Annotated in this window: 19 protein-coding genes; 11 read left to right on the top strand and 8 right to left on the bottom strand. The window is 41.2% G+C overall.

Annotation, left to right across the window (positions count from 1 at the left end):
• Positions 1 to 70: 70 nt before the first annotated feature.
• Complete coding sequence (locus NYR63_RS10790) at positions 71 to 1,315, bottom strand: transferrin-binding protein-like solute binding protein (RefSeq protein WP_279457506.1); 1,245 nt, start codon at positions 1,313 to 1,315, stop codon at positions 71 to 73.
• 319 nt (positions 1,316 to 1,634) lie between these two features.
• Between NYR63_RS10790 and mutL the strand changes: the two genes are divergently transcribed.
• The 5 genes from mutL (at position 1,635) to hflX (ending at position 7,588) form a co-directional block, all read left to right on the top strand.
• Positions 1,635 to 3,503 carry a DNA mismatch repair endonuclease MutL gene (mutL, locus tag NYR63_RS10795; RefSeq protein ID WP_279457507.1) on the top strand — a complete coding sequence of 623 codons (1,869 nt, stop codon included), beginning with the start codon at positions 1,635 to 1,637 and terminating at the stop codon, positions 3,501 to 3,503.
• Between the two features lie 201 nt (positions 3,504 to 3,704).
• Positions 3,705 to 4,754, top strand: a complete 1,050-nt coding sequence (gene adhP / locus NYR63_RS10800; protein ID WP_005602862.1) for an alcohol dehydrogenase AdhP — start codon at positions 3,705 to 3,707, stop codon at positions 4,752 to 4,754.
• A 141-nt stretch (positions 4,755 to 4,895) separates the two neighbouring features.
• On the top strand, positions 4,896 to 5,840 hold the full coding sequence (gene miaA, locus NYR63_RS10805; RefSeq protein ID WP_279457508.1) for a tRNA (adenosine(37)-N6)-dimethylallyltransferase MiaA: 945 nt from the start codon (positions 4,896 to 4,898) through the stop codon (positions 5,838 to 5,840).
• A gap of 64 nt (positions 5,841 to 5,904) precedes the next feature.
• Positions 5,905 to 6,183, top strand: a complete 279-nt coding sequence (gene hfq / locus NYR63_RS10810; RefSeq protein WP_005599741.1) for an RNA chaperone Hfq — start codon at positions 5,905 to 5,907, stop codon at positions 6,181 to 6,183.
• Between the two features lie 181 nt (positions 6,184 to 6,364).
• Entirely contained in the window at positions 6,365 to 7,588 is a 1,224-nt protein-coding gene (gene hflX, locus NYR63_RS10815; protein ID WP_279457509.1) for a ribosome rescue GTPase HflX, read from the top strand.
• Between the two features lie 35 nt (positions 7,589 to 7,623).
• Here the strand turns inward: hflX and NYR63_RS10820 are convergent, their stop codons facing one another.
• A complete protein-coding gene (locus tag NYR63_RS10820) occupies positions 7,624 to 8,184 on the bottom strand; it encodes a TIGR00730 family Rossman fold protein (protein WP_279457510.1) in 561 nt (186 codons plus the stop codon).
• A 62-nt stretch (positions 8,185 to 8,246) separates the two neighbouring features.
• On the opposite strand from NYR63_RS10820, the gene NYR63_RS10825 reads away from it, so the two are divergent.
• Complete coding sequence (locus NYR63_RS10825; RefSeq protein ID WP_279439379.1) at positions 8,247 to 8,570, top strand: MazG-like family protein; 324 nt, start codon at positions 8,247 to 8,249, stop codon at positions 8,568 to 8,570.
• 42 nt (positions 8,571 to 8,612) lie between these two features.
• Here NYR63_RS10825 and crp read toward each other — a convergent pair whose 3' ends face one another.
• The 5 genes from crp to coaBC all read right to left on the bottom strand — a co-directional run bounded on the left by crp (position 8,613) and on the right by coaBC (position 11,970).
• Positions 8,613 to 9,287, bottom strand: a complete 675-nt coding sequence (crp, locus tag NYR63_RS10830) for a cAMP-activated global transcriptional regulator CRP (RefSeq protein WP_279458558.1) — start codon at positions 9,285 to 9,287, stop codon at positions 8,613 to 8,615.
• Positions 9,288 to 9,364: 77 nt separating this feature from the next.
• A complete protein-coding gene (locus NYR63_RS10835; RefSeq protein WP_279457511.1) occupies positions 9,365 to 9,583 on the bottom strand; it encodes a YheU family protein in 219 nt (72 codons plus the stop codon).
• 5 nt (positions 9,584 to 9,588) lie between these two features.
• Positions 9,589 to 10,197, bottom strand: a complete 609-nt coding sequence (gene slmA, locus NYR63_RS10840; protein WP_279457512.1) for a nucleoid occlusion factor SlmA — start codon at positions 10,195 to 10,197, stop codon at positions 9,589 to 9,591.
• 103 nt (positions 10,198 to 10,300) lie between these two features.
• Positions 10,301 to 10,756 (bottom strand): dUTP diphosphatase, encoded by a 456-nt coding sequence (gene dut / locus NYR63_RS10845; protein ID WP_279457513.1) that lies wholly within the window; start codon positions 10,754 to 10,756, stop codon positions 10,301 to 10,303.
• Positions 10,757 to 10,764: 8 nt separating this feature from the next.
• Entirely contained in the window at positions 10,765 to 11,970 is a 1,206-nt protein-coding gene (coaBC, locus tag NYR63_RS10850; protein WP_279457514.1) for a bifunctional phosphopantothenoylcysteine decarboxylase/phosphopantothenate--cysteine ligase CoaBC, read from the bottom strand.
• Positions 11,971 to 12,177: 207 nt separating this feature from the next.
• Here coaBC and radC point away from each other — a divergent pair, with 207 nt between their 5' ends.
• From radC to ddc, 5 genes are all read left to right on the top strand, one after another.
• Positions 12,178 to 12,849 carry a RadC family protein gene (radC, locus tag NYR63_RS10855; protein WP_279457515.1) on the top strand — a complete coding sequence of 224 codons (672 nt, stop codon included), beginning with the start codon at positions 12,178 to 12,180 and terminating at the stop codon, positions 12,847 to 12,849.
• Between the two features lie 159 nt (positions 12,850 to 13,008).
• A complete protein-coding gene (gene rpmB, locus NYR63_RS10860) occupies positions 13,009 to 13,245 on the top strand; it encodes a 50S ribosomal protein L28 (protein ID WP_005599762.1) in 237 nt (78 codons plus the stop codon).
• 11 nt (positions 13,246 to 13,256) lie between these two features.
• Positions 13,257 to 13,427 carry a 50S ribosomal protein L33 gene (rpmG, locus tag NYR63_RS10865; RefSeq protein WP_279457516.1) on the top strand — a complete coding sequence of 57 codons (171 nt, stop codon included), beginning with the start codon at positions 13,257 to 13,259 and terminating at the stop codon, positions 13,425 to 13,427.
• Positions 13,428 to 13,798: 371 nt separating this feature from the next.
• On the top strand, positions 13,799 to 15,163 hold the full coding sequence (locus tag NYR63_RS10870) for a diaminobutyrate--2-oxoglutarate transaminase (RefSeq protein ID WP_279457517.1): 1,365 nt from the start codon (positions 13,799 to 13,801) through the stop codon (positions 15,161 to 15,163).
• A 132-nt stretch (positions 15,164 to 15,295) separates the two neighbouring features.
• The gene (gene ddc / locus NYR63_RS10875; protein ID WP_279457518.1) at positions 15,296 to 16,831 is read left to right on the top strand and encodes an L-2,4-diaminobutyrate decarboxylase; all 1,536 of its coding nucleotides are present in this window, start codon (positions 15,296 to 15,298) and stop codon (positions 16,829 to 16,831) included.
• Positions 16,832 to 16,882: 51 nt separating this feature from the next.
• On the opposite strand, the gene yedF is transcribed toward ddc, so the two are convergent.
• Positions 16,883 to 17,152, bottom strand: a complete 270-nt coding sequence (gene yedF, locus NYR63_RS10880) for a sulfurtransferase-like selenium metabolism protein YedF (RefSeq protein WP_279457519.1) — start codon at positions 17,150 to 17,152, stop codon at positions 16,883 to 16,885.
• Positions 17,153 to 17,166 lie beyond the last annotated feature (14 nt).

The raw sequence follows: 17,166 nt of genomic DNA on the forward strand, positions 1-17,166 counted from the left end.
GTTAATGCAAGTGAGCTTATTATGGTTAATATAGTTAGGGGGAGTTTTTTCATAAATGCATTCCTATATTTTATTTTATTTCAGTAATAGGAGCGGCATTTGTGCAAGCACCACTGTACCCACATTGTTTAGCTGAACCACCAAAAACACCATCATTTCCGTTATTGGTATTATAGAATATTCCGCCTATATCATTAGCTTTTGAACCATAGAATCCCCCTTTTGTGGCAATTCCATTGTGAGAGCCGGAGAATGTATTTCCTTTAATATCTCCGCCAAAAGTAAGTGTTTGCATAGAATCTTTTAATAATTCAACTTTTACTTTACGGTTAGAGAAGTCTGCATAGGCTTTTGTTGTTAGCTCATCATAAGATCCTCCCTTACCATAAAAGGCTTTACCATTATATTCATATACTCCTGATATCGGCATTTCTCGTAAGGATTGACGATCACTGCTGTTCCCATTACGACTCATCCAATAATAATTGAATGGTGAATTTACTTTCTCAGACTCTTTTAATGTAGTTGGGGTTAGATATCCTTGTACAAATAGGTGCGTAACTCCATTTTTATCTGTGTAATATCCATAACGCATTTGTTCAAAGTCACTTTTCGAAGCAGCCTTAGGTAAACTTCCAACTTTTCCATGTCCGCTTTCTGTATTGATTTCAAAAATTTTATTAAATACTTTTTTATCATCATCTAAAATATCATCTGATTCTGCGCGATGTTTTTTCATATCATCAACACTAATAAGAGTAATTTCTTTTCCATCAACTATTAATGTATTTATTCCTTTAGAATGATTCTCTATATTCCGTCCTGAAAAACTATTTTGAGTACTTGTAGATAATCCTCCGCTTAATAAAGCGGTGCCGTCGGATATACCATTATCTTTAAATATTTTTTCAAGCTCTTCTTTAGCTTCTGTAATTGTTAAATTTTTAGTCCCTTCGTTTTTAGATTCAGGCTTGGAAGGATTTTCCTTTTGGGGATCCATTTTAGGTTCTCCCTTTTCCTTAGGCTCTACCTTAGGCATATCTTCTTGCTTAGGCTCTGTTTTAGGAGCTTCTTGGTTCTTCTGTTTTAATTGTTGTTCTAACTCTTTCTGCTTTTTTTCTAATTCGGCAAGTTTTTTGGCTGTTTCCGATTCTTTATCTTTTTTTGCTTTTTCTTCCGCTTTTTTATTAGCTTCATCGACTTTATTTTTGACCAAATCTTCGTAACGGGTGGCACCTTTATTGTCTGATGAGCAAGCGGTAATCGCCAATGAGCAGGCAATAGCAATAAAACTTAAACGTAAATGTTTGTTCATAGAATATCCTTTTAAAAGTGTAATGAGTTTACTTTGATATTTTTCTCATTATCCGGCTATGTCCGGTACGTCTGATTGAAACGGTAAGCGGTATAGATAAGCCAAAAAATAATAAAGTATTTGTAAATTTACATTAAAATGAGAGTGATTTACATTTGTGATTCTAGCAGTGCTAAAGTGAGATTTCAATATAAATAGGAATGATTCTTAAAAAGATTTACATATAATGCCAAACAAAGCGAAAACGCCTTTTTCTATAAAAATATCGATATTTTCGTTAGAATGGATGTTATATCTTTACAGCCATTCGAGAAATAGTATGAATAAGCCGATGATCCATATCCTGCCTCCACAACTTGCCAATCAAATCGCAGCCGGTGAAGTAGTGGAACGCCCTGCATCCGTTGTAAAAGAATTAGTCGAAAACAGTTTGGATGCCGGCGCAAGTCAGATTCAAATTGATATTGAGAAAGGCGGTGCTCAGCTTATTCGTATTAGAGATAACGGCTGCGGTATCGGTAAGCAGGATCTAGCCTTGGCTTTGGCTCGGCACGCGACCAGCAAAATTTCCAGCCTTGAAGATTTGGAAATGATTTTAAGCCTTGGCTTTCGCGGAGAGGCTTTGGCAAGTATCAGCTCGGTTTCACGACTTACATTGACCTCTCGTCCCGAAGGGCAAGCGGAAGCGTGGCAAGCCTATGCACAAGGGCGTGAAATGGAGGTTGAAATTCAACCGGCTTCACATCCGGTCGGTACGACGATTGAAGTGGCGAATCTATTCTTTAATACGCCGGCACGTCGTAAATTTTTGCGTACCGATAAAACCGAATTTGCGCATATTGATGAGGTAGTTCGCCGTATTGCGCTAGCAAAACCGAATATCGGTTTTACCCTAACGCATAACGGTAAAACGGTACGCCAATATCGCAAGGTGCAAGATAATTCGGTCGAACAGCAACAGCGCCGAGTAGCGGCAATTTGTGGTGATGAATTTATCCAAAATGCGATTCATATCGACTGGCAACACGGCGATTTACACTTACACGGTTGGATTGGTTTACCGAATATTTCCCGATTACAAAATGATTTGTGCTACAGCTATGTGAACGGGCGAATGATGCGTGATAAAACCATCAATCACGCAATCCGCCAAGCCTATGAAGAAACCAATATGCCGGCAGGGAATTATCCTGCGTTTGTGGTCTTTTTAGATATTAATCCAAGCCAAGTAGATGTGAACGTGCATCCGGCAAAACACGAAGTGCGTTTCCATCAAGGACGATTAGTGCATGACTTTATTTTGCAAGGTGTGCAAACCGCTTTACAAGGGCAATCGGAAATCGGTTTAACCGATCAAGTGAATGAGTCGTTGCCGAGTTATCAACGAGATACTAATCGTATAGCGGCGGGTGGTAATAGCTTTTTAGCGTCGCAACCAGCGGTCGAATTTACAGAAAATTTTGTAAAACCGACCGCTTCTCGTATGCCGAGTTATTCGCCTCGTACAACAAGCGTCTCTAAATCGGCACAAAAATGGTATGGGGAATTAGTCAGCCAGCCGCAAACCCAATCGGATAACAGACAAGATTTTGTTGAACCGAAAACCAATGTGGCACCAGTGATTTTTGCTCAAGAGAGAGTGGAAGCCGAACATAAGTCGATACAATCCGTACCGATGAAATCAGACCATTGGCAGCCGTTAGCTATCGTGCAAAATCAGGCTTTGTTATTAAAAGCGGATCAACAATTCTATTTAATCTCACTAGAAAAATTGGCTCGTTTGCGATTTCAAACACAACTTGCGAAAGGAGAAAGTCAAGCGTTATTGATTCCGATCAATTTAAGTTTGGATGAAGTGCAGGCGCAACATTGGCAAATACTTAAAGCCCCATTGGCGGAGTTAGGCTTTGTGATTAGCGAAAAAGCATGGCAAGGACAAATTCGGCTTTCGCTTTCACAGGTACCGAGATTGTTAAGAGAACAAAATTTACAACAAATTTTATTAGGGTTATTAACTGCACAAACGGTCGATTTAGTCGAATTTTTTGCAAAATTTGCGCCGATTCCGACCGCTTATAGTCTGGCGGAAGCGGTTAATTGGTTGGCGGAAACCGAACAGTCGGCTAAATCGGAACTGGAAAAACTAAAAGTAGCGGTAGATTTTTCAGCATTTTTAGCAATTTGTTAAATCGTTCAATTTGCAATAATTCCATAATTTAATTATGGTTAAGTTATTGATTTTGTTAAATTTTTGTGAACTATGTCATAAAATTGATAAAAGATTGTTGCACAAAAAAAGTACATGGGCATACTAAAGGTAGTTCTAATGTTTAAATACTAAACATTGTACGAAAGCGTTTACCGTTGTTTTTACTTCATAGGAGAAATCATGATGAAAATGCGTGCTGCTGTGGTTGCCCCACAATGTGATGGAACAGTTGAAATTGTTGAACGTGACATTCCCGAAATCAAAAATGGCGAAGCCCTTGTAGAAGTTGAATATTGCGGTGTATGTCATACCGATTTACACGTCGCTGCCGGTGATTACGGTAAAAAACCGGGGCGTATATTAGGTCATGAAGGGATCGGTATCGTTAAATCGATTGCACCGGATGTGACCAATCTAAAAGTCGGCGATCGTGTCAGTATTGCATGGATGTTTGAAAGTTGCGGATCATGCGAATATTGTACCACCGGACGTGAAACGCTTTGCCGTAGCGTGAAGAATGCTGGTTATACCGTAGATGGCGGTATGGCGACTCACTGTGTCGTAACGGCAGATTATGCGGTAAAAGTACCGGACGGGTTAGATCCGGCGCAAGCAAGTAGCATTACTTGTGCAGGTGTGACAACCTATAAAGGAATTAAAGTATCCGGCGTGCGTGCGGGACAATGGATTGCGATTTACGGTGCCGGCGGGTTAGGTAACTTGGCAGTACAATATGCGAAGAAAGTATTCGGCGCACGTGTGATTGCGATTGACATTAATGATGATAAACTGGCTTTTGCCAAAGAAGTCGGTGCGGATTTAACCATTAATCCGCTGAAAGAAGACAGCGTACAAGTAATTCAGGAAAAAGTCGGCGGTGCGCATGCGGCGGTTGTGACGGCGGTATCTAAAGTCGCATTTAATGCTGCGGTGAACTGCGTTCGAGCAGGCGGTCGCGTAGTGGCTATCGGTCTGCCGCCGGAAACCATGGATCTCTCTATTCCTCGTATTGTGTTGGACGGTATTGAAATTGTCGGCTCGTTAGTCGGTACTCGCCAAGATCTCGCTGAAGCTTTCCAATTCGGTGCGGAAGGCTTAGTCGTACCGTTGGTGCAATTACGTCGTTTGGATGAAGCGAATGATATTTTCCAAGAAATGCGTGACGGTAAAATTCAAGGTCGAATGGTTATCGATATGAAAAAAGGCTGCGGTTGCGGCTGTAGTCATTAAGCACTAAATTATTATAGTGCGGTCGTAAATCGTTGGGTTTACGACCGTTTTTATTTTTATATTTTATTGTGGTGCTTTAGGTTTGGGCTTTTGCTAAACTTCCGTTAAAATTCGACCGCTTATAACTAAACAGAAAATAAAATGAATAAGAAACCTTTAGCGATATTTTTAATGGGCCCAACGGCTTCGGGCAAAACCGATTTGGCGATTGCGTTGCGCCAAACGCTTCCGGTGGAAGTGATTAGCGTGGATTCTGCACTAATTTATAAAGGTATGGACATCGGTACGGCGAAACCGAGTAAAGCCGAGCTGGTACTGGCACCTCATCGTTTGATTGACATTTTAGATCCAAGCGAGAGTTACTCAGCAATGAATTTTCGTGAAGATGCGTTGCGTGAAATGGCGGATATTACGGCAAGTGGACGTATTCCTTTACTTGTCGGCGGGACAATGCTTTATTATAAAGCTTTACTGGAAGGGCTTTCTCCTTTACCTTCGGCGGATCCGGTTATTCGTGCCGAAATTGAAGCAAAAGCGGAGCAAATCGGCTGGAACGGTTTGCATAGCGAGTTATCGGCGATTGATCCTATTGCAGGCAATCGTATCAATCCGAATGACAGCCAACGAATTAACCGTGCTTTAGAAGTATTTTATATTACCGGTAAAACGCTGACCGAGCTAACCGCTCAACAGGGCGATAGTCTGCCTTATAACGTATTACAGTTTGCCATTGCGCCGCAGGACAGAGCGGTATTACATCAACGTATCGAACAACGTTTTTATAAAATGATGGAACTTGGCTTCCAACAAGAAGTCGAAAAATTGCGTGCCAGAGGCGATTTACACAAAGATCTTCCTTCGATTCGTTGTGTCGGTTATCGTCAAATATGGGAATATCTTGACGGTGACGTTTCGCTTAATGAGGCGATTTATAAGGGAATCTGTGCGACACGCCAACTTGCTAAACGCCAGATTACTTGGTTACGAGGGTGGGGAAGTGAAATCGAGTGGTTGGATAGCTTAGATCCGACCAGTTCGAAGTTAAAAATGATCGAAAAGATCGAGCAAAATTCAATTAAACTATGATAATATCATTTTTGCCTTTGGCACTAAGACGATATTTACCACAACAATAAAAAAGGAAAAGAAAATGGCAAAAGGTCAATCTTTACAAGATCCATATTTGAATGCACTTCGTCGTGAGCGTATTCCTGTTTCAATTTATTTAGTTAACGGCATTAAATTACAAGGACAAATCGAATCTTTCGACCAATTCGTAATTTTATTAAAAAATACAGTAAGTCAAATGGTTTACAAACATGCCATTTCAACGGTAGTACCTGCTCGTTCCGTTTCTCATAACAACGGCGGTACGTCACATACTCAACAAGCTCCTGCGGTTGAAGCGGTTGCGGATAAAGCGGAATAATTAAGCTATTACTACATCAGCTTTTTTAACCGATCAGATACCAAATACAGATGAAAACGCTGTATTTGGTTTTGCTTTATCCGAGAATGGGAGAACCGCCGATAAAGAGCTATCCCATACGAAAGATAAAGCGATTTTAGTTCATCTCTTCCTTTCTCAACATAAAGATATTGAGAATCTGATGGAATTCCAAACGCTTGCCGAATCGGCGGGTGTTGAAATTCTTGCCACATTAACTACTTCTCGTTCCGCACCGCATATCAAATATTTTGTCGGACAAGGCAAAGCCGATGAAATCGCACAAGCGGTTAAAGATTTAGAAGCTACGGTTGTTTTAGTCAATCACGAGCTTAGTCCGTCACAAACCCGTAATTTACAAGCGTTATGCGAATGTCGAGTTGTGGACAGAACCGGTCTGATTTTAGATATTTTTGCCCAACGTGCCAGATCGCATGAAGGAAAATTACAAGTCGAGCTGGCTCAACTTAAACACTTGGCAACACGTTTGGTACGTCGTTTGGGCAATCAGGATCAGCAAAAGGGCGGGGCAGTAGGCTTACGAGGGCCGGGTGAAACTCAGCTTGAAACCGATCGCCGTTTGATTAAAGTGCGCATTCAGCAACTGCAAAATCGTTTGGAGAAAGTGAATAAGCAACGTAGTCAAAATCGCAAAACTCGTCAGAAAGCGGATATTCCGACCGTTTCATTGGTGGGCTATACCAATGCGGGGAAATCTACCTTGTTTAATGCAATTACTAATGCCGGTGTCTATGCGGCGGATCAGTTATTTGCAACGCTTGATCCGACTTTACGCCGAATGCAGATTCAAGATGTCGGCACTACAATCTTAGCGGATACGGTCGGTTTTATTCGTTTTTTACCGCATGATTTGGTCTCCGCATTTAAATCGACGTTACAAGAAACCACCGAAGCAAGCTTACTGTTACACGTGATTGATGCGGCGGATGATCGTAAAAATGAAAATATTGACGCGGTCAATCAAGTCTTAGATGAAATCGGTGCGTTAGACATTCCAACGTTATTGGTCTATAACAAGGTTGATAAACTTGAAGGCATAGTGCCGCATATCGAGCGTAATGACGATGGTAAACCGGTGGCGGTTTATCTTTCTGCGCAAGCCAATCAAGGTATTGATTTGTTGTATGAAGTGATTCGAGAATGTTTACGCAATGAACTTGTGTGCGAGAAAGTGTTATTACCGGCAACCGCTGGGCAAATTTATACGCAATTTCACCTACAGCATTGTATTAAAAACGAAAGTTTTAATCAGTTCGGTGACCGATTGGTTGAAGTGGAAGTAGATTTTGTACAATGGAATAAATGGCTAAAACAATTCCCCGAATTGACGGAATATATTGAATTCGCAAGCTGGGAAGAGAACTAGCATACAAGCGGTAGCATTGCTACCGCTTTTTGCATTTAATAGCGGCGGATTTCCGGCGGTCTGTAATTTTGAATAAATTGTTCGATTTCAGAGAGATCATCAGAGAATAGCACGCAATCCAAATCGGTTTGACTGAGAAAACCGTTATCAACCATTTGTTGATAAAACGCTTGCAACGGTCGGTAATAACCTACCACATCAAAGAAGATACAAGGATTATTATTCTGTCCGATTCTTGCCCATGAAACCACTTCGGTAATTTCTTCCAATGTACCGGGGCCTCCGGGTAAGGCAATATAGGCATCGCCTAATTCAATCATTTTTAGTTTTCGTTCCGGCATATTCTTAACGGTAATCAGCTCGGTGAGTGAAGGATGAGCAAGTTCTCGTTCTTGCAAAAAGGTCGGTATTACCCCCGTTACTTTGCCGTGTTGAGCTAAGACACTATCGGCAACAATCCCCATCAAACCGGCTTTTCCTCCGCCATAAATTAATTGATGCTGACCTTTAGCAATCCATTCGCCGAGTGCGTGTGCGGCTTGTTGATATTGCGGTTTGTTTCCTACGTTTGCGCCGCAATAAACGGTAATATTCATTGGCTTTCCTATTTTTTCCGATTAAACTGAAACTATTATGACAAGCCAAACAGGGAAATACAATGCAGATTCAAGATTATCAAAATTGGGTCAGAGAGTTTTATCAGACACAGGGCTGGTATCGTTACAATCCGTTTATTCGAGTGAACTTTTTAAGCGAAGAAGTCGGTGAAGTGGCGCGGGCGGTACGAGCGATTGAAATCGGTCGGGATCGCCCGGATGAAACCGAAGCGTCTTATCAAGAGAAAAGAGCTTGTTTGATCGAAGAACTGGGCGATGTGCTGGATAATCTGTTTATTTTGGCGGATAAATACGATATTTCGATTGAAGAAGTGATTGAAAAGCATCAAGCAAAATTCATTAAGCGTTATGTAAAAGACGAATAAAAAAAGACCGCTTGTTAGCAAGCGGTCTGATTTCATTAACATTTAGCGAGTACCGTAAACCACAATGGTTTTACCGTGCGCTGAAATTAGCCCTTCATCTTCTAACATTTTTAAAATTCTGCCGACCGTTTCACGTGAACAACCGACCATTTGACCGATTTCTTGGCGAGTGATTTTAATTTGCATACCTTCAGGGTGAGTCATCGCATCCGGCATTTTCGCCAGATTCATTAACGTTTGGGCAATACGACCGGTTACGTCTAAGAAAGCAAGATTACTTACTTGACGTGAAGTTTGGCGTAAACGGCGAGCCATTTGCGCAGAAAGATACATTAAAATATCCGGATTTAAATGTACCAGTTGTTTAAATTTTTTATACGAGATTTCCGCAATTTCGCAAGCACCTTTGGTTTTGACCCAAGCGGTACGCGGTTGAACCGTGTCTTCAAATAAACTGATTTCACCGACAAACTCGCCTTGACCGAGGTGAGAAAGGATCATTTCTTTGCCTTCTTCGTCTTTAATAAACACTGCGACAGAACCGCTCACTATATAGAATAATGATTCCGCATCTTCACCCGCATGAATAAGCGTATATTTTGACGGATAACGATGAATATGGCAGTGAGTCAAAAACCATTCTACCGCCGGATCGTGGATGGACGGGGTAGACAGCTCACTGTCTAGTTGAGGTGTTGAAATTGAAATATCTTGCATCTGCATAAAAAACCTCTATAAATCATTTATAGCTTTTAAGTGTTTAAAACGTAAGGATTATATCATGCTCGGCATGATTAACCTAAGAAAGATTTTTTGTCTTTAATATCTAAACTTTGGTGTAATTCCGACCAAACAATCACGACTTTATCCGCTTTTAATTGTGCGAGTAAACGTTCTCGTTTCTCTGCTAAAGAAAGTTCTTTTTCGCCGTAATCGGTACCTTCTCGTAAAATAAATGAATCCAATACATTATTTAATGTTGCTGGTTCAAGTTCTTGCCATGGAATAATCATAAAACTTACTCAAATAACGGCTTAATCAATGCCCATTGTTTTTCAAAATGTTGATGTTGGTTATAACTGAAGTTAGAACGAACTAAACGTAAGAATTGACCTTCGCAAAAATTCACTAAATAGCCGGCGAGTGCTCGTTCATCCTCAAACGTTTTACCTTCACGTAATTTACTCATCTGCAAAATATTGGCGAACTGAAACTCTAAGCCGTCAAAAAATTTAGCAACACGTGCTTTTAATTGATCGTCTTCAAACATTAACGCATGACCGGTCAGAATACGAGTTACTCCCGGGTTTTTACGGGCGAATTCAATTACGGTGTAGAGGATCGTTTTCACTGCTAATGCGGTCGAATTTTCTTTGCGTTTACTTGCATTAATATAACTGGTTAGCGTTTGTTCGATACATTCAATCAATGCCTCAAATATCTTAGTTTTGCTTGGAAAATAACGGTAAAGCGCACCTTCCGAAACACCAACCGCTTTGGCTAAACGCTCGGTGGTTACACGCTGCATACCGTCTTCGGAATTTAATAAGCCAATCAATACTTCGAGAACTTGTTGCTGACGTTCTTTCACCGATTTTTTCGGCATTTTAATTGTGGGTTGGATCATAAATTTCTCTTTGCTTTGCTAATCTGTTTATTATCAAAAGAAGTTATAAGCGGTTATTTTTGCAAAATTTTTTACAAATTCGACCGCTTGTGCGGGTATCGAATTACTGTTTACCCGAATGACCGAAACCGCCTTCACCACGTTCGGTTTTTTCAAAATTGTTTACGATATTGAAGCTTGCTTGCACCACCGGTACGAACACCAACTGAGCAATACGGTCGCCGACTTCCACCGTAAACGGTTTATCACTACGGTTCCACAATGACACCATTAACGGACCTTGATAGTCACTATCGATTAAACCGACTAAATTGCCTAGTACGATACCGTTTTTATGCCCTAAACCTGAACGAGGTAAAATTACCGCCGCTAAATTCGGATCAGCGATATAAATGGAAATACCGGTCGGAATCAGTACGGTTTGATCGGGTTCTACGGTTAAAGTGCTTTCAGTTAATGCTCGTAAATCTAAACCGGCCGAACCTTCGGTTGCATAGGCTGGTAATGGGAATTCGTTGCCGATACGGCTATCTAAAATTTTTAAGTCGATTTGTTTCATTTATATTCCTATTTATCGTGTTGAAATTGTTCAATAATCTCGTGAACCAAGGCTTCCGCTAGTTTACTTTTATCGGCAAGCGGTAGCATTTTTTCTCCGTTTTGCCAAAAGAGATGCAGAGCATTTTGATCTTGCCCGAACACTTGTCCGCCGGACACGTCATTGGCGCAAATTAAATCTAAATTCTTACGTTTGAGTTTATCTTTAGCATAGTTCGCTACATCTTGCGTTTCCGCGGCAAAACCGACGGTAAACGGGCGATTTTCGGTTAAATTCGCCACATTGGCGATAATGTCCGGATTTTTCACCAATTTAAGTATCAGCTCGTCATTATCAGCGGTTTTCTTGATTTTTTGCGGAGCAACTTCAGCCATTCGGTAATCGGCAACGGCGGCACAACCAACAAAAATTGCAGATTTTTGCGCAAATCTGACCGCTTGTTGTTCCATCTCGACTGCGGATTCTACATCAATTCGAGTGACATTTGCCGGTGTGGCAAGATTGACCGGGCCGGCAATTAGATTCACTTGTGCACCACGTTTGGCAAATGCTTCAGCAATCGCAAAGCCCATTTTGCCGGAGCTGTGATTGCTGATATAACGTACCGGATCGATCGCTTCACGGGTTGGACCGGCGGTAATGGTCACATTAAGATCTTTCAGATCTTGTGTGTGATTAAAGTGATCGCATACTGTTTGGAAGATCTCGCTTGGTTCGGACATTCTGCCGGCACCGACATCACCACAAGCTTGGAAGCCGCTATTCGGGCCGATCATCTGCACGCCACGATTGGCTAAAACCGCTAAATTTTCTTGCGTGGCTGCTTGTTTGAACATTTGTTGGTTCATTGCCGGTGCGAGTAAAATCGGGCTGGCGGTTGCTAAACAGAGGGTAGAGAGCAAATCATTTGCCATACCGGCACGTAAACGAGCGATAAAATCGGCAGAAGCCGGTGCGATAATGATTAAATCTGCCCATTTTGCCAATTCAATATGACCCATCGCAAGTTCCGCTTGCGGATCTAATAAAGAATCGGAGACCGCATTTGCCGAAATTGCTTGTAGGGTAAGCGGGGTGACAAAAGCTTCTGCCGCCGGTGTTAATACGACGCGAACATCTGCATTAGCTTTTTTGAAATGGCGAATTAATTCAATCGTTTTATAAGCGGCGATTCCACCTGTAATACCCACTAAAATGCGCTTGTTACTGAGCATAGTCATTCCTATTTTGAAATATATTTGATCACTAAATCTTTGTGCTAACAAAGTTAGTAATGATGATGCCGATTCTACCTTAATAAGCACTCACTCACAATAAAGCCATTTTTGCGATCCGTATCGAAAAAATTAAATTTTCCTTTTGTGTCAATCAATTAGCCTCTTTATGCTGTTTTCTTATTACGTTTGATTGAGCAAAAAATAATGAATAATGTTGAATTAATGCCGAGAGAAAAATTATTGGCTTACGGTGTGGAATCATTAACCGACCAAGAATTATTAGCGATTTTTCTACGTACGGGTATCAAGGGCATGCCTGTTATGCAATTATCGCAAGAAGTATTGAACGGTTTCGGTTCGTTACGAGAATTGTTAAGTGCGGATTTAGCTACTTTTTGCCGAATAAAAGGCTTAGGACAAACGCAATTTATTCAGTTGCAAGCCTCAAAGGAAATGACCAAACGTTATTTAGCACAACAAATGCAAGTGAGAGAAAATATTAATGAACCTTATTTAGCCGTAATGTGCTTTCAAGCCGAATTGGAATCGGAAGAACGAGAAGTGTTTATGGTGATGTTTCTCGATAATCAAAACCGCTTAATCAAAAAAGAAAAAATGTTTTACGGTACGATTAATCAAGCAACGGTTTATCCTAGAGAAATCATTAAAGAAGCATTAAAATGTAATGCAGCGGCGATTATCGTCGCTCATAACCATCCGTCGGGTAATTGTACGCCCTCCGAATCGGATAGAATACTGACCAAGAAGATAGAAATGGCGTGCGATTTGGTCGGGATTCGCTTTGTTGATCATATTGTGGTCGGCAAAGGTGATTATTTTTCCTTCGAAGAAGAGAGGTTTCGCCGAAATAATTGATAAATTGAGGCTTGAATAACGCTATTAAAGCGAGTATAATCCGTGGTCTTTAAATATGACTTTGGTCGGGCTGTGCCTGACGAGGCAATTAGCTGAACTGATTATAAGTACTAATCGCCCGAACCATTTAAACATTACTTAAGTAATTGGAGAATTAAAATGTCAAGAGTTTGCCAAGTAACCGGCAAGCGTCCAGCAGTTGGTAACAACCGCTCACACGCATTAAACGCGACTCGTCGTCGTTTTTTACCTAACTTACACACTCACCGTTTCTGGGTTGAGAGTGAAAACCGTTTCGTAACTTTACGCTTAACAGCGAAAGGTATGCGTATTATCGATAAAAAAGGCATCGATGCAGTATTAGCTGAAATCCGTGCTCGTGGCGAAAAAATCTAAGGAGCTAACCAATGGCAGCTAAAGGTAATCGTGAGAAAATCCGTTTAGTTTCTTCAGCAGAAACTGGTCACTTCTATACAACAACTAAAAACAAACGTAATATGCCTGAAAAAATGGAAATCAAAAAATTTGATCCGGTTGTACGTAAACACGTTGTTTATAAAGAAGCTAAAATCAAATAATTTGATTCAGTTTTTAAAGAACCCGACTTTCGAGTCGGGTTTTTTTATGGCTGCGACGAATTAATTAATCGTACCGATTTTGAACTGTTGCGCTTTAATATTACCGTAAGCGGTAAAAATTACTTTCTTTTTTGTAAAAAAAATGTACTATTAGCCGTCCTTAAATGTAACCCTACATTTGAGCCTGTTTCCAACCTATCCCATCTTCTTTTGGGACATATAGGGTAAAAACAAAAAAGCTGAAACGCTTTTTTTAATAAGTAGCGAGTCAAATGCCCCATGGCATCTGTTTTTTAGAAACAGAAAGCTTAGGCTTCCCGCAAGGCACCCGACTTATTTTTTTCACCTCTTTTTAGAAGGTTTTATTTCAAATGACAATTACCACTCCTGTAAAAGCAGTTCTCGCATCAAACAAACATTTCTTAGATCGCCAAGATAAAATGGAATCGAATGTTCGTAGTTATCCTCGTAAATTACCTTTTGCATATGCAAAAGCGCAAGGTTGTTGGGTAACAGACGTTGAGGGTAACGAATACCTTGACTTCTTAGCGGGCGCAGGAACACTTGCATTAGGTCACAACCATCCGGTATTAATGCAATCAATCAAAGATGTATTAGACAGCGGTTTACCGTTACATACGCTTGACTTAACCACTCCGTTAAAAGACGCATTCACAGAAGAATTACTTTCATTCTTCCCGAAAGATCAATATATCCTTCAATTTACCGGTCCATCAGGTGCGGATGCTAACGAAGCGGCAATTAAATTAGCGAAAACTTATACCGGTCGCGGTAACGTGATCGCATTTTCCGGCGGTTTCCACGGTATGACGCACGGAGCGTTATCATTAACCGGTAACTTAAGTGCGAAAAATGCGGTACAAAACTTAATGGCAGGCGTACAATTTATGCCGTACCCTCATGAATATCGTTGCCCGTTCGGTATCGGTGGTGAAGCCGGTGCAAAAGCGGTTGAACACTATTTCGAAAACTTTATCGAAGATGTGGAAAGCGGTGTAGTAAAACCGGCAGCGGTCATTTTAGAAGCGATTCAAGGTGAAGGCGGTGTTGTTCCCGCACCAATCAGCTTCTTACAAAAAGTACGTGAAGTGACTAAAAAACACGGCATCTTAATGATCGTGGACGAAGTTCAAGCAGGCTTCTGCCGTAGCGGTAAAATGTTTGCATTTGAACACGCAGGCATTGAACCTGATGTAGTAGTAATGTCAAAAGCGGTCGGCGGTTCATTACCGTTAGCGGTATTAGCGATTCGTAAAGAATTCGACGCATGGCAACCGGCGGGTCACACCGGTACTTTCCGTGGTAACCAATTAGCAATGGCGACCGGTTATGCTTCATTAAAAATTATGCGTGAAGAAAACTTAGCGCAAAATGCACAAGAACGTGGCGAATACTTAACTAACGCATTGCGCGAATTAAGCAAAGAATTCCCGTGTATCGGTAATGTACGTGGTCGCGGCTTAATGATGGGTATCGATATCGTTGATGAGCGTAAACCACAAGATGCAACCGGTGCTTACCCACAAGACGGCGAATTAGCGGTTGCAATTCAAAAAGCGTGTTTCAATAATAAATTATTGTTAGAACGTGGCGGTCGCGGCGGTAACGTAGTACGTGTGCTTTGTGCAGTAAACATCAACCAAGCGGAATGTGAAGAGTTTATCAAACGCTTTAAACAATCTGTGGCGGATGCAATCAAAGCAGTTCGTGGCTAATTCTAACCCTACACGAGTCGTGTAGGGTTGCCTTATCTGAGCCACTTTGTGGCTCTTTTTATATGATAGCCCGAATGGGGCTGAGCTTAATTAACTAACCTAGCACGGCTTGTGCTAGGTGCGAGAGAAAAAATGGCAGATATTTCAAAACACAGACAATCGCTTTTCTGTAATGATCCGCAATCAATCTCGGATTACGAAAATGCGATGAATAATGCGGTGCAAGCGGTTAGTTCTTGGTTAAAAAATGACAAAATGTACACAGGTGGTTCAATCAAGCAAATGCGTGCTTTGATTGACGGCTTTAATCCGTCAAAAGAAGGCGTAGGCGTACAAAAATCACTTGATCACTTAGTGGAAATTTTCTTAAAACCAAGTCTTAAAGTACATCACCCACATTCGCTTGCGCATTTACATTGCCCGACAATGGTAACTAGTCAAATTGCGGAAGTGTTAATTAATGCCACCAACCAATCAATGGATTCTTGGGATCAAAGCCCGGCGGGTTCGATTATGGAAGAACATTTAATTGATTGGTTACGTCAAAAAGTCGGCTACGGCGCAGGTACTTCTGGCGTGTTTACTTCAGGCGGTACGCAATCAAACCTCATGGGCGTATTGCTTGCTCGTGACTGGGCGATTGCGAAAAACTGGAAAAACGAAGACGGCTCGGAATGGTCGGTTCAGCGTGACGGTATTCCGGCAGATGCAATGAAAAATGTGAAAGTCGTTTGCTCGGAAAATGCTCACTTCTCAGTGCAAAAAAATATGGCAATGATGGGGATGGGCTTCCAATCTGTGGTAACAGTGCCTTGCAATGAAAACGCTCAAATGGACGTTGTAGCATTAGAAAAAACATTGGAGGATTTAACCGCACAAGGCAAGATTATCGCTTGTGTGGTAGCAACAGCCGGTACGACAGACGCCGGTGCAATCGATCCGTTAAAAGAAATTCGTGCAATCACCAATAAATTCGGTGCGTGGTTACATGTAGATGCAGCTTGGGGTGGTGCGTTATTACTTTCTAAAGATTTCCGTCATTTCTTAGACGGCATTGAAGAAACAGACTCAATCACCTTAGATTTCCACAAACACTTCTTCCAAAGTATTTCGTGTGGTGCATTCTTATTAAAAGATCAAGCGAACTATCGTTTTATCGACTATAAAGCGGATTACCTCAATTCAGAATATGATGAGGCGCACGGTGTACCGAACTTAGTGGCGAAATCTTTACAAACCACTCGTCGTTTTGACGCATTAAAATTATGGTTCACGGTAGAAGCGTTAGGTGAAGATTTATACGCTTCAATGATTGACCACGGTGTGAAATTAACTAAAGAAGTGGAAGGCTATATTAACGCCACTGACGGCTTAGAAATGTTAGTGCCAAGCCAATTCGCTTCGGTGTTATTCCGTGTGGTACCGCAAGGCTATCCGGCAGAATTTATCGATACCTTAAACCAAAATGTAGCGGACGAACTTTTCGCACGTGGCGAAGCAAATATTGGTGTGACCAAAGTAGGTGATAAGCAATCACTTAAGATGACTACATTAAGCCCGATTGCAACCTTGGAAAACGTGAAAGCGTTATTAGCACAAGTATTAGCGGAAGCGGATCGTATTAAAGATTCAATTGTGAACGGTACTTATGTGCCGCCGATTGATTAATGGGTACATTTTGAGTAAAAAAAGACCGCTTGTAAGCGGTCTTTTTTATGCTTATTTTTGAATTAAATAGCGTAAAGTCGCACCGTCTTGTTCTACGCTTAATAGCGTATAGCCGTGATTTTTCATATCAACCGGAATATTATTGATTGATTGTGCGCAATCGCTTAATACTTCTAAGATCTCGCCTTCTTGTAGCGTCGGCAAAGTTTCTAAAGTGGCAATTGCTGGATAAGGGCAAGGTTCGCCTAACATATCCAATGTATAATCCGGTGTAATCTCGCTTGGGTGTTTGTCTTTTTGTTCAATAACGATAAAGGCCATGGTTTGTTTCCTTC

This window comes from Actinobacillus genomosp. 1 (assembly GCF_029774175.1).
In the GTDB taxonomy this organism is placed as follows: domain Bacteria; phylum Pseudomonadota; class Gammaproteobacteria; order Enterobacterales; family Pasteurellaceae; genus Actinobacillus.